Source organism: Nostoc sp. ATCC 53789 (genome assembly GCF_009873495.1).
Classification (GTDB): domain Bacteria; phylum Cyanobacteriota; class Cyanobacteriia; order Cyanobacteriales; family Nostocaceae; genus Nostoc; species Nostoc muscorum_A.
Genome location: NZ_CP046703.1, coordinates 1,166,752 through 1,180,336 on the forward strand (window position 1 = coordinate 1,166,752; position 13,585 = coordinate 1,180,336).

The window sequence follows — 13,585 nt, forward strand, 5'->3', positions numbered from 1 at the left end:
TGTGGTTCAAAATGGTTGATAGCGGACTGAAAAATTAAACCCATTATCTTGTAGTGAAGTACCGCGATCGCTTGTGCCCATAAATGGTATACCATAGTCTGCACGCAATACCAAACCGTTTAAAGGTTGCCAGTTTAAGCCTAAACCCAGGCTAGCAATAGTTTGTGGGTCGGCATTAATACCGCGATTGTTCCATGCTGTGCCGATATCAAAAAAGGGTATTAGCTGTAAAGTTTCCACATTCGATGCTAGGGGAATCCGAACTTCCACACCTCCAACTACCCCATTGTCAGCAACAATTTGATTTTGACTATAGCCGCGCACTGTATCTACTCCGCCAATACTAATTTTTTCTAGCGAAAGTAAGGAATCAGGAGTAAGTTGAGTGTTAACTTTGGCCAACATCAAAATGCGGGGAGATAGCCGTTGCACCCATTGAAATTGTCCTACCCAGGAGAAAAAACGCCCATCAGTACCACTATCGTTGATAGTTGGATCAAAAGCATCGATGCCAAAACTAAATTGCGATCGCGCCGCTAAGACACTGTTAGCATTACGTTGTAACCAATCTTGCGAAAAGCGAATTACCGTAACTCTTGATTGCCCATCTTCGGGCCCTTCTGTAAACGAGAAGGGAATATCATTGAGGATGTAGGTTTGACTGCGCCGTAAATCGAATGCGAACGAGAGAGCAAATTCGTTGTTTGGCGTGTGGGTTAGCGGTTGGCGGATGTTAAAAGAAAGGGTTTCGGCTTCGCTGCGAATATTTAAATCACGAAATTCGCTTTCAATAATCCGGCTAGCACTGTTACTATAGCGGACACCAATAGTTCCATCTAGGGCGTTAAAGGGAATAGAATAATTGATATTGTAAATATCTAACCCTTCACTAGCAGCATATTCAGCACTGAATTTATCTCCAAACCCTAAGAAATTATCGTGAGCAATAAAAAGACTCCCTTGTTCTGAACCAACGCTAGATGATTGATTATTTGCAAAGTTCACCCCAGCATGGAATGGTGGCGATTCGGTAATTGTCACCTGTAAAATATTGCTACCTGGGGTGCTACCTGCGGTTAACTCGGCATTGACTCGTTCAATTACGGGGTCAAGTTGTAATAATTGCAGCGCTTCTTCAAGACGTTTTTGGTTTAAAGGCTTACCCGCCAGCCGTGCAATCCGGGAACGCACGTATGCAGTTTGCAATCTTTCTAACCCTAAAATGGAAATTCTTTCAAGTTCGCCTTCTACAACTTGGATTTGCACAACACCGCTAGCGATATCTTGATTGTTGGGAATAAATGCACTACTGCTGATATAACCATTATCAACATAGAGTTTGGTGATTTGCGATCGCATCAAAATCCCATTGGAAAATTCCTAATATTCTTGATAGTCGCCTCCATGACCGTAAAAAGTTATTCCATAGGTGCTGCAAAGATTAGCTTGACGCATGAGATCATAAGTGCCATCGCTATAAATGGCTTTAACATCATAGGTACATTGATTGCTGCTATTGCCAAATGTAATCATGTCAAATGAACCGTTAACAATATCTGAATTGAGAATATTATTACCCCAATATCTAGATTTTGCTGAGGATACATATAGTTGAGTAATTTCTAACTCATTGTTGTTGTAGACCAAGAAATCACGGTTATCGTTTGCAAGAGCATTTTGACTGGCTAATGGTACTATTGGGAATGCTAAAGTTGTTACTAAAACTGTATTGCGAACTAGTTTAGAAAACATGATAAACCTCTTCATCTGAGTTAATAAAGATTACAAAATTTTTATCAGCAACGGTTAATGAATTTATGCTTTTTGTGTTTTTTGATTCATGAACCGTTTCTTTAATACTCAGATTAAGGGAAATGATTAGGTAATGCATTCACAATTTATGCACATATACATGCCTAATTTGTATGATGCGATCGCATAATAGTACCTGCTATTTTGCAGAAAACTGTATGTAGTATTTTGTAGGGTTGCCCATCAAAAATATAAATATGTCTCACGCAGTCGTTCCCGCTTTCTTCGCTCGACTTTATCCAAAATTAAGAACTCGGTTTTCTTTATCCGGCAAAAACCCTGGCTTTTTGGCAAATACTTTTTCCACAAATTATCCAATCTTGTGGGGTGGGCAACATGAGCGCCCAGTTAATGTGGCGCTCATGTTGCCCACCCCACAATCAATAATTGTATTTTTTTGTTTGGAAGTCCCTAAACTTTCCAGTCAGCCCGTCCTTATGAAGGGAGGATGATTACAAAGGTTAAAGGGGTGAACGAGGGGCCAAGATGTCAATTTTAGAAGTTTTAGGGGCTGTAGAGATAAATTCAGAATGTTCAATGACTGTCAACTTTCGCTAAATTGGAAAAAGGAAAACTCAAGGAAATCTTAAATGTCAGCACAATTGTTACTGGTGGATGATGAACCAGGGATACGGGAAGCCGTGAAAGACTATTTGCAAGAGAGCGGTTTCAGCGTTCAAGTCGCCAGTAACGCCCTTGAAGGTTGGGAATGGATGCAGATGAATACACCTGACTTAGTGATATCCGATGTCATGATGCCCCAGGTGGATGGCTATCAGTTCCTCAAGCAACTGCGAGAAGACCCCCGCTTTCAAGCATTGCCAGTAGTATTTTTAACTGCTAAGGGTATGACTGGCGATCGCATTCAAGGCTATCATGCTGGTGTTGATGCCTATTTACCCAAACCCTTCGATCCTGATGAGTTAGTGGCTATAGTCGAAAATTTACTAGCCCGCCGCGATGCTAAGGCTAAAACTACAGGAGATGACGCTGAAACACCCGATCTTGCTGAACTAGCCAATCAGATTGCCCAAATTAAAGCATTATTAACCCAAAGAAATGCCATTTCCCAATCGCCAGCCCCTTTTAAAATTGATTTGACTCCCAGAGAACAAAGTGTTTTAAACTTGGTCGCTGAAGGGTTGATGAATAAAGAAATCGCCCGTCGTTTGGAAACCAGCGTCCGCAATGTAGAAAAGTACGTCAGCCGTTTGTTTAGTAAAACTGGCACTAATAGCCGTACAGAGTTAGTTCGTTTTGCTCTAGAACACGGTCTGGCTAAATAGGTATTGGGCATGGGGCATTGGGCATTGATTATATTGTTTTCTCCATCCCCCTCATTCCCCTCTGCTCCCTGCCCTCTGCCTCTGGGTAATTGGTAATAGGTAACTGGCTGCTAAACCATAACCTAATACTGGTAATAGATAAAACATAAGTATTTTGGCAAATCAGGCACTTAGCTAAAGTAAAAAGCTAAAAGTAAGGTTATTTATGTTTACTTTGGTCTTTTAGGTTTTCATTGGATTTGCGCCTGTTGTCCAATTCCCCATCTGTAAAGACACAGGTTTTTTCTTCCTGCAATTTTTTGATAAAAACTCGGTAAAATGCACCCGGTTGAGTTGGCTCTCAGATTCTACCAGTACCCTTTGCTACAAAGTTTTTTAATAGAGGAAACTGTTCCTGGGACTTTGTGCTGCTAAATAAGACTTTCACAAAGTAGAAATCACAATATTTTGATGAATTCTACTTGCTGCTTAGTATTTATTGCAACGGGGCTCATGGGATCAACACTTGATTTGATGCCCAATTCATACTTCTCACTACTTAAATTACACTTTTAAGTTTGTGGATTTTCAGCAGCATTACGCAAGCGCATAAGCTGACGGCGCATTTGAGGTGAAGCTTTAAACTCAGACACTTCCTGCGCTTTAACGGACGCTTGTAGCGTCTCTAGAAAGTCATCAGAACCTTCGGTTAAAGCATCAAGTAGCACTTGTAAGAGTTGTTCGCGATCGCTCAATAGACTCTTTTCCTCAATCAACCGGAACTTGAGATGGATTTCGCACTCATAAACACCTACTTCGAGATTATTTATCTGGCGTGGTAATGCTTTGGAGTTCATAACTATTGAGATTCCTTTACTTGGTTGTCATGAGGGTAAGGAGGTAGATGTCCAGCAAAAATTCTTTATATCTCTTTTGAATCCAAAGTGCTTGAATTAAGAATTTTTCTTCATCAATCACTTTTGTAATCCATTTCACTCTCCTGTGTTTTATTTACAAGCTAAATTTTCACTGTCTAGATTTTGATGTTCCTGTGCCAGATGTAGCTTATGGTAAGCCATAACTATTATTCAGTTTTTAAGATTCTACACAATAAAGTTTCTGTAAGAAGTTGTTCAACCTTTTTAAAGCTTTTTACATCAACTTTATGTGAACGTCAATAACAGTTGGACTTGTTACTTTAATTTTGGTGTTTATACGTAAGTAAAATCGCTTAATTTTTTTGAACTTATTACAGCCAGAGGTCGATGTAGCACTATTCAGTGAAATTACTTGATGTACGTTTTTTGCAATAGAAAATTCCGAAGAAATTCGTCAGCAGAATTATTAAGGTAAAAACTTTTGTTCTCCATAAAAAAATGTACACAGATCAAATTATTCCTTGTGAGTGCTTCACCTTACTGGGTTTTAGGCTTTATAAGTAAGAAAATCCTAGCAGTAGTTAAGATTCACACACCACTTTGACTTGTTTGTATACCCTAAATGAAAAAGTAATTTTTACAGAAAAATAATTGGACTACTGACAGTACGAGCTGCTAAATGTGTCTTGAACTCATAACAGAAGGAGTAAGTTAATTCAGTACAGGTGATATTTTTACTTATGCCCATTCAATATACCCTTTTGAAACTGGGTTCAAAGCTTGTAAATTGAGAGCATTCAAGCTTGAATATAGCGTTTACAATAATTTCAGTGTAATCCACCCAAATCTTACACCCTTTTATGGATAACCCGATGCTGCTCAAGTCCACAACCCGTCATGTCCGCATTTTTGCAGGCGAAATTGACCGGGATGGCGACCTAGTTCCAAGTCAACAGGTCTTAACGTTAGATATTGACCCAGATAACGAATTTAACTGGAATGAAGACGCGCTGCAAAAAGTTTATCGAAAATTTGATGAACTAGTAGAAGCATCCAGTGGCGCAGACCTCACGGACTATAATTTGCGCCGTGTGGGGTCAGACTTAGAGCATTATCTGCGATCGCTCCTGCAAGGCGGCGAAATCAGCTACAATCTGTCTGCGCGCGTTACAAACTACAGCATGGGAGTCCCCCAAGTTGCAATTGACGACAAACAAGTAAGCTAAAAAGTTGCTAAGAGTCTGGCTGAACCCTTCTGACAATTCAAGCAACTCATCAGCAAAATCCCCCTTCCCGACGTAGGAAGGGGAAATTCATCCGGTACTTTTGCCAAAACTATATTTGCTATTCTTAATTCTTAATTAAAGTTAATTGTTGCTATCCTACTTATAAACTAAATAAATCCCTATATTCTCTGCCTCTTGATGATGCGATAATTCAGCAAAAGCTTGGGGTGCAGTTATGCTTGGGTTATGCTTTGTTAACAGGGTTGGAGCTAGTTGCTTTGGCGATTGAGAGTCACAGAGCAATAGAAGCTATGATGAGGCTGGAGGGTTGACTTAGGAGCGTGTTTTTTAGATAAGTTAAGTATTAGCACCTGCTGATATCCGCCAGCTAAAATCATCATCTAAAGTCTGGGTATGTCAATTTTAAGAAAGATGAGCGGTCTAGATTGTCCCTACTAATGCTGTTAAAGAAATTGCCAATCGCTGATCGGTGCGAAAACTATGGAAAATGACGCGGCAACGCTCTACTGTCCAAACGAAAATTGTCAGGCTGCCAACCCCCTGACTCACAAGTTTTGCCAGCGATGTTCCACGCCCTTACCCAAAAATTATCTCTGGGCTGTGGTAGATGGCCCAAGTGTGGGTAGCCCTGGAGAAATATTAGCCGATCGCTATTTAGTCGTTGATAAATTTATTCTTTTAGACACGAAACCTGGTTTCTTAGCGCTAACACCTGAGTTAGAGAATTTACAGCCTCTAAGAGCTTACCTGAGACTCATTCCCTATCGCTTACACGTACCACAGGTATATGGAGTCATTTTTATAGCTGACGGATCTTCCCATGAAAGAGAAATATTACTCTTAGAAAAACCGCCACTATTTAAACCGCCATTATTAGTAGATGACACAATCCAAGTGTATTTGGGCAGCGAGTTAACCACCGCTTGGCGTGATGCAACATCGATGCGCCAACTCAATTGGTTATGGCAAATAGCTCATCTGTGGCAACCTCTGGCAAGTGAAGGTGTAGCTTCTAGCTTGCTTGACTCATCTGTATTACGGGTAGAAGGCTCGTTAGTCCGGTTGTTGGATTTGCGTTTCGACAGTGAAATATCACCAGAATTGCCGCAGTTAGGTGAATTTTGGCAGCAGTTGGTTAGTGATAGCAAACCAGCCATAACTGAATTTGTTGAGCAGGTTAGCCTTTCTTTAATTCAGGGAGAGATTAACTCAACTGACCAATTGATTACAGTTTTAGATCAGGGACTGGCACAATTAGGGCGATCGCAAACGCCCACGATCAAAATTATCACCAAAACCGACACTGGCCCAAGTCGCCAACGCAACGAAGATGCCTGTAGCCCTCCCAGTGGAACTCTGATCAGCAAACCACCCCAGCCAACAGCTTTAGCAATCGTCTGTGATGGCATCGGTGGTCACGAAGGTGGCAATGTCGCCTCAAATTTAGCCATTGAAACGATCCAGCAGCAGGTACAGCAATTAACAAAAGTTCCCTACGACCACATAGACCCTTCACTACTGCTGAATGATCTAGAAAAAGCAGTGGCAATTGCCAATGACAAAATTAGTCAGCGCAATGACAGTGAAAATCGCCAAGGGCGGCAGCGTATGGGCACAACTTTAGTCATGGCATTGCCTGTTGCACACGAAATGTACATTACCCATGTAGGTGATAGTCGTGCTTACTGGATTACCCGTCAGGGTTGTTATCAAGTCACCCTTGATGATGATGTCGCTTCCCGCGAGGTGCGGCTAGGCTATGCCATTTACCGCGATGCTGTACAACAAAGTTCTGCTGGCTCTCTCGTCCAGGCTTTGGGTATGGGGCCCAGCACTTCATTGCATCCCACCTCGGCACGGTTTATGCTCGACGAAGATGCGATTTTTCTGCTCACATCCGATGGTTTGAGTGATTTTGATCGGGTGGAGGAATACTGGGAAACAGAAATTTTGCCGATTCTACTTGGGGAAGCAAACATCGCCACTGTTGCCGATAGATTAATCGAAATTGCTAATACTAAAAACGGACACGATAATGTCACCATCGCTTTAGTCCATTATCAAGTCCAATACTGGGAACCAGAAATTACCATCAAAGCCTTCATTCCAGAGAGTTATTCTGCCAAAACTGTTGATTTTGCATCCAGGGCAACAGATGCAAGCCTTTTAGGTAGCCCAAACCACAAAACTCAGGTCATTCCCGACACTGAGCCTGCTAAAAATCGCCAATTACCGCTACAGTGGATTGTTCCTTTAATATTTGTGGTGATAGCAGGCTCTTTAGGACTGTTCGTGAAGGAATTGCGATCGCCATCAGGCTTATTTCCATTTCTTCCCAATCCCACAGCAACTCAAAAGCCTACCACCCAAGCAACACCCGTAGCGCGATCGCTTGATAACCTTTCTCCTGGCTGGGTAATTCAAACCACTAAGGAAATCCCCTTGAGAAATAAACCATCGCTTCCTCCTGGAGCATTTTTACAAGTTATCAACACAAATCCAAATCCCAAACCTGCTTCTGGAAATCTTTCGGTTTCTATGCGAGTCTGTCCAAGCAAGAACACGCCAACTCCAGCTAATACCAATAAACCAGCAGTAACTTCCTCAGTTCCACCCAATTTGAAAGCTTTACCGGAAACAGTATTGCTGGACTTATCCCAACTAAAAAGCTTTGGTGTATCTGTTTTACAATCAGATGTACCAAATCCCTGTCCAACCGTTACGCAACCGCCAGCTACTCCATCAGCTAGCACCAGTCCAACTTAATCAAATACTCGATAAACTGGTAAAAACCTGGAATAATAACAAGTAACAATCAAAGTAAAAAACTTACAAGGTCAAAAAATAGAAAATTTTCACCTTGAAGAATTGTTATTTTAAATTATCAAGAAAGGCAGGAGGACGTTCGGCGATCGCTCAGTCGAGCCGCAGAGGGCAGTTATTCCTGGAGAAAAACTACCTGATGTTCGTGGACTCGCTTGCCGCCGGCGCTATCCTACCTCCTGCCTCCTTCCATTGTTTTTAGCTTTGAGTTTTATGAATCCATGCCATCCCTGAATTTGGCGATCGCCCGTCTCTTAAACACTGGCACTGACAACTTCGCCATTTGGGTGGTCAAGGCTCCCTATCCCAGTGGCTACGTTTTACGTGACTGTGTATGGCCTGTTGAACTCAATCAAGTTTGGCAAGAATGGCAGCAGATGTTTGCTGGCCATAGTCGGCTAGATATTTCCCCAAACTCAACATCTCAAAAGTCGCAATTCTCCATAGATTGGATTTCGCCCTCTTCTGGTCAAACCACTGGGCCTTACAGCAGTCGTCTAATGCAATACTTGGGAATGAATTTATGGCGCTGGGTATTTGACGGGCAAATTCTCGGTAGTCTAGAACGCAGTCGTGGGATTGCTATGGGTCAGCATACACGTTTACGCTTTCGGCTAGAAATTCGTGACCCGGATCTCATCGCTCTCCCTTGGGAAATTATGCAGCGTGAGCCTGGTCAATCGGCAATGTCTCTCTCCCAAGATTTGCTATTTAGTCGTACCAGCAGTGAAGTTGACCCATTACCGTATTTGCGAACTGACCAAGCTTTAAGTATTTTGCTGGTTTTAGGTCATGATGAAAAGCTGCAACTAGAACAAGAAGCGGCTATTTTACAGCAAAGTCTTGTAGATACACCTGTGGGTGGTAATTCTCAAAGATATGCACCTTGTATAGTCAATAAACTTATACAACCAACTCCACAAGAGTTGATTCAAGAATTAGAAACCAAAGCATACAACGTTTTCTTTTACGCTGGACATGGTTTGCCAGGAGCAGACGGAGGATTACTGTTTTTGCGACCAGATATGCCCCTGAATGGGATAGAATTGGCGCAAGTATTGACCCGTACTGGTGTGAAACTAGCACTTTTCAACGCCTGTTGGGGCGCACAACCAGCTGCTATTAATCATCAAGCCATACCTGCCAGTAGTTTAGCCGAAGTACTGATTCGTCATGGAGTGCCTGCTGTTTTGGGGATGCGCGATGAAATCGCCGATCACGAAAGCCACAGTTTTATTCAAGCGTTTACCGAAGCTTTGCGATCGCACAAACCCATAGATGAAGCCGTATCACTAGCTAGGCAAGAGTTATTAACACTGTATAAATTTAATCAACCAGCTTGGACTTTGCCTGTTCTCTACCTGCATCCGGATTTTAATGGTGAACTCATTAAGAATCTAGATGAAGGGATTACCGAACTACCAGACACAGCCATTCCTGATATCGGTTCACCGCTTCCAACTGCTTCGTTGCGATCGCTCACTCCAAAAGGTAAAACCTGGTTGTTGCGTTATGGAGTCACCCGCATTGGCCGGACGAAAGATAATGATATTATCATCGCCGAACCATCTGTATCCAAACGCCACGCCGAAATCTTCTGCCGTAATACTCTTACCGATGCTACATTGGTGCGAACTTATTATTTGCAAGATTTTTCCACATACGGTACAACCTGGTTTTTAGGCCCTAATGGATGGCAACAAATCCTCCGAGAGGAAGTACCCCTGAAATCGGGAATGCAGTTAAAGTTTGGAAGTGCTAGAGGCGAAACCTGGGAGTTTATTATTGAAGACTCCTAGTATAGCTATTGCAGAAATGAATTTTCATGTTTAACATCAGCTTTTAAAATCTATTTTTTCCAGAGAAAAAATCATCTGTTTTTGCGGAAATCTCTTGTAAGGAATTGTAGTTGTCAATACCACCAAATAATCGGGAGAAAATAAAAAATGGCTAAAAAAATTAATGGCTCAGACACCTTCTCTTCTTTGCCATCTCAACTGGATTTAGATTTATTAGAAGCGCTACTAGAACCAGACGATGCTACCTATCCCTGGAATCCAGCTGATGAAGAATCAGAAGCTTATTTTCAGGAATTAGAACAACAGTTCGGAATGCAAGATTTACTTGAGGAAGAACTGACGACGCGATCGCAAGATTTTTATAGCAATTTAGATACACTTTGGTCTAATATCTCCCTTACGTCAAGCTATAATGACAATCCCCAACAGGCACTAGTGGTGAATCTTCAAGAAACACTACGTAATACTTTTGCCGCCTGTGTCCCCCAAACATTGCTCAATACCATCGCCCAGAAAGCTGCTGAGATTTTTGCTGCCCAGCAATCAATTGGTGAACAACTAGTTGAGTGCGTTCAGACAGTACTGCCAACTTGGGGAACTGAGGATCTTTTAGTTTTAGCTCGCCCTTTTGCTTACGCTATGCGAAGTAGTGAATCGAAAAACGCGGCATCTGCCATAAGTAATCTTAACAATAGCGAGTGGACAGCTTTATCAGAAGTAGAGAAAGCAAAGGTCACTTTAGCGATCGCTTCTTATGCTTTTACTCAACTCAACCAGTCTCAGCCTGAACTATAAAATCGGGAATCAGTGACAGTTGATCGGTAACGGGCAATAGAAAAAGTAGAGAAAGCCAAAATTTTCATCATGCGCTGTGTTCGCATAGCCCACGCTTTGTAATCGCTATACGTTTAGAGTCATCTCTTGCAAAGATGTTGATTTACATTATGCAGAGGCGCAAAAAAAGAGTCGAAAATCAAGACTTTTGCAAGAAGTTAAATGATTTTTATTTTTTAGGCATAGTTAACCCAGAATAAATTTACAGTACGCTTATTTTCTAACTAGGCCATCTATCCAAAGATATAAATATTCAAATTATTCCCTTGCTCCTCTGCTCCCTAATTCCAGCTTCTTCATCTCTTATTTTGGGCCTAGAAATCGGGTAGCGAAATTTTGCGATCGCGTAGGTGATAGCGCCCGTGCCTTGAGAATTGCCGCCATCAAAAAGGCGTAAGATAACACCCCAACAACTACCAACAGCAAGGCATTAATAGATCCTGTAGCATTCCACAGGGCATGGAGCGCAGCAGCACTAAGATAACCAATAGAAAGAATTTGCCAACTTCTACTGGGCTTGAGAACAGCCAACCCGATAAAATAGCCCAGGTAGCCACTATAAGCCATGTGTCCTGCTACAGAGCCTAAAATTCTCGGAATTAGCAGTTGTAAACCCGCTAGTTGACCAGCAGCGCCTATGCCTACCTGTTGTGCAATATCGGGCACATATTGTCCAAGAGTTTCTAATAGAGTGAAACCCACAGCAGAAGCTGTTCCCAGGAGAATACCATCTAGGGGTTCCCAAACGCCAATCCTTTCCCGCCAAGGTGAAGATAACATTCTACCGATGGCAAATGCCCCTAACACAGGTAATGCCTTAAGTAATTCCTCCATCAACCCAGCACCAAAAAACATCCGCACCAGTAACTCTGTGAAGGTGGTAGATTCTTGGGGTGAGGGCAAGTTTCCCGGAAGAATACCGCGAAACACGAAAATAAATACATCCAATAGTGGACTGAGTAAAATCAACGTTGTACTCAATGCCGCAGCCATTAGCACCCACCAAGGCTTTTGTTTACCGCAAAGTTGGTAAACAAAATAGTAGGCAGCGAAGGCGATATAAGTTGCAACGATAATTTGATTAGCTTGGGGCTGACCGACTGTAGCAAACATTAATACTACAAAGATTACGGTCAGTATTCCCGGTACGAGGTAAGCTTTCCGAGTTAAATCTTTACCAGTGGAAATAATGGGGAAAAGCTGAGTGAAGCTAACAGAATCTGGCTGCTTTAATTGTGTATGGCCGTGGTAATTTGTTGCCGAAGGTAATGGTGTAACTTGGTTAACTGTTGTGGCCGGAGCTTGATAAGTATATTCGTACTCAAAAACGTATTGCGGGCCATCAGCACCTAGAGAAATGCGATCGCCTGGGTGCAATTCCTGACATTCATACAAGCGTTGTCCATTCAAATAAGTGCCATTAGCACTATTTAAATCACAAAGCACCCAGCTGAATTTGCTATCTGGCGATAAAGAGAGGGGACGAACCACCGCATGACGACGAGATACCATCCGGTACATCATGGCATCCAAGACAACTTGGCAGCTGGGGTCGCGTCCAATTACCATCTCTTTGCTGGGGGGCAGGGAGTAGCGAGATTCTGATCCAGAAGCTGCCCCATTACCAGACACTAGCCGCAGAAATGCATTATGTCTTGCGTTTTTGCCTGTCATCGAGTTAGTGTGCGTTTCTAAACTAATTCTTCTTCATATAATTTGGCAGCAGGACTAACCTTAGCCACATTAACAGCAGCATTGCTAAATCCACTATAGCTTCACTTACTGCTAAGAAATTTAAAATTCTAGAAGGGAAATTTCAAATTGTTTCACCTAATGTTAATAAGTATTCCATGTACTGAGAGTTTGTCCTAAATAAGCTTGTCATGGGGATGAATCAGACTATATGATTTGTCTGCTTTTGACATCCTAGCGGTAAATTTCATCCAAAGCAATTTATCAAAAAACAGTAGTTTTTACTGCATTTAGTTTCATTTAGAAAATATATAATTTCTGGCGGTCTGTTGCGAGCTAGTATGGTCTTCTTCCAAAGGGAGAGGGCTAGCGCTTTTCCTTCTCTACGAGAGGCTGCGACCTAAGCGGAGCTATGCCGCAGGCTTTACGGAACGCTTTGCGAACGCAAAGCGTCTTGCAAAGAAGGGAGTTTCCCCATGAGTAACTGGCGGTAGCAAGTACTCAAGCATCCGTAGGAGTGCCACCTTAAAGGTCAGCTGTTTTTGCCACAGTCTATTTGAAGCAGGGACTAGGTAAAGAAACTGTGTTGTTTATAAAATAAATATTAATTTAGAGTTGAGTCCATTAGGCGTGAGCAGACGCACAAATTTTTGACACATTACAGCACTAACTCTGCGATAATGTATCATTTGATGATGGCAAGTTAACAAAGTGTAATGCACTGAACACTTTTATTCTGTAATTAAAGCAGATTAAATTCTGCGATCGCTATGGGAAAGTTTTTGCTTTCATGTCCTGGGCGACTGAGTTTAATTAAGGCAAAACGCTGTAAGGGCGTTAAAGCTGCCCAATGTTGCGGTGTCAGGTTTACACCTATTTCTTGAGCTTTTTCCTGGAGGCTAGTTGGTACAGTGCTAGAGTCTAGCCATGCAGGATGTAGCTCGATGGGTAATTTTGTAGCTGGTATACCTGTGCGTTGTAAAATTAATTGTTCGATATGTTCGCGGTAAGACTGAATTTCCGTTTCTGTTGTGCAAGGTAAATCGACTAAAGCTTGACGTTCAGCTATAGTCATTTGATTCCAATCAGACAATTTTAGCTTAATGCCACAAGTATCTAAATTGCAGCGCACCTGCATGGGGATACAACGCAGCGAATCAACAAAGTCTGCTTCAAATTGAAAAAAATATGTCATAGTCTATTATTCAAAATTCGATTATTTAAAATTAACGATT

At 42.0% G+C, this 13,585-nt stretch carries 10 protein-coding genes; 5 read left to right on the plus strand and 5 right to left on the minus strand.

Annotated features, from left to right (window positions below; genetic code table 11):
• Positions 1–6 precede the first annotated feature (6 nt).
• Together GJB62_RS04700 and GJB62_RS04705 are read right to left on the minus strand one after the other, a co-directional pair.
• Positions 7–1,359 (minus strand): ShlB/FhaC/HecB family hemolysin secretion/activation protein, encoded by a 1,353-nt coding sequence (locus GJB62_RS04700; RefSeq protein WP_114081069.1) that lies wholly within the window; start codon positions 1,357–1,359, stop codon positions 7–9.
• Between the two features lie 21 nt (positions 1,360–1,380).
• Positions 1,381–1,752: a hypothetical protein gene (locus GJB62_RS04705; protein WP_114081068.1), complete on the minus strand. Its 372-nt coding sequence runs from the start codon at positions 1,750–1,752 to the stop codon at positions 1,381–1,383.
• Positions 1,753–2,402: 650 nt separating this feature from the next.
• Here GJB62_RS04705 and GJB62_RS04710 point away from each other — a divergent pair.
• Positions 2,403–3,098, plus strand: coding sequence for a response regulator transcription factor (locus GJB62_RS04710; RefSeq protein ID WP_114081066.1), 696 nt, complete (start codon positions 2,403–2,405; stop codon positions 3,096–3,098).
• A 551-nt stretch (positions 3,099–3,649) separates the two neighbouring features.
• Here GJB62_RS04710 and GJB62_RS04715 read toward each other — a convergent pair.
• Positions 3,650–3,934 carry an Npun_R1517 family heterocyst differentiation transcriptional regulator gene (locus GJB62_RS04715; protein ID WP_069070488.1) on the minus strand — a complete coding sequence of 95 codons (285 nt, stop codon included), beginning with the start codon at positions 3,932–3,934 and terminating at the stop codon, positions 3,650–3,652.
• A gap of 881 nt (positions 3,935–4,815) precedes the next feature.
• On the opposite strand from GJB62_RS04715, the gene GJB62_RS04720 reads away from it, so the two are divergent.
• The 4 genes from GJB62_RS04720 (at position 4,816) to GJB62_RS04735 (ending at position 10,619) form a co-directional block, all read left to right on the plus strand.
• A complete protein-coding gene (locus GJB62_RS04720) occupies positions 4,816–5,181 on the plus strand; it encodes an NAD(P)H-quinone oxidoreductase subunit M (RefSeq protein WP_114081065.1) in 366 nt (121 codons plus the stop codon).
• Positions 5,182–5,682: 501 nt separating this feature from the next.
• Positions 5,683–7,968, plus strand: a complete 2,286-nt coding sequence (locus GJB62_RS04725) for a protein phosphatase 2C domain-containing protein (protein WP_114081064.1) — start codon at positions 5,683–5,685, stop codon at positions 7,966–7,968.
• 278 nt (positions 7,969–8,246) lie between these two features.
• Complete coding sequence (locus GJB62_RS04730; RefSeq protein WP_114081063.1) at positions 8,247–9,824, plus strand: CHAT domain-containing protein; 1,578 nt, start codon at positions 8,247–8,249, stop codon at positions 9,822–9,824.
• A gap of 147 nt (positions 9,825–9,971) precedes the next feature.
• Positions 9,972–10,619: a hypothetical protein gene (locus GJB62_RS04735; RefSeq protein ID WP_114081062.1), complete on the plus strand. Its 648-nt coding sequence runs from the start codon at positions 9,972–9,974 to the stop codon at positions 10,617–10,619.
• A gap of 342 nt (positions 10,620–10,961) precedes the next feature.
• On the opposite strand, the gene GJB62_RS04740 is transcribed toward GJB62_RS04735, so the two are convergent.
• Both GJB62_RS04740 and GJB62_RS04745 read right to left on the minus strand, forming a co-directional pair.
• Positions 10,962–12,332: a PrsW family glutamic-type intramembrane protease gene (locus GJB62_RS04740; RefSeq protein ID WP_114081061.1), complete on the minus strand. Its 1,371-nt coding sequence runs from the start codon at positions 12,330–12,332 to the stop codon at positions 10,962–10,964.
• Between the two features lie 760 nt (positions 12,333–13,092).
• Positions 13,093–13,545 (minus strand): nitrate reductase associated protein, encoded by a 453-nt coding sequence (locus GJB62_RS04745; protein WP_114081060.1) that lies wholly within the window; start codon positions 13,543–13,545, stop codon positions 13,093–13,095.
• Between the last annotated feature and the right edge of the window lie 40 nt (positions 13,546–13,585).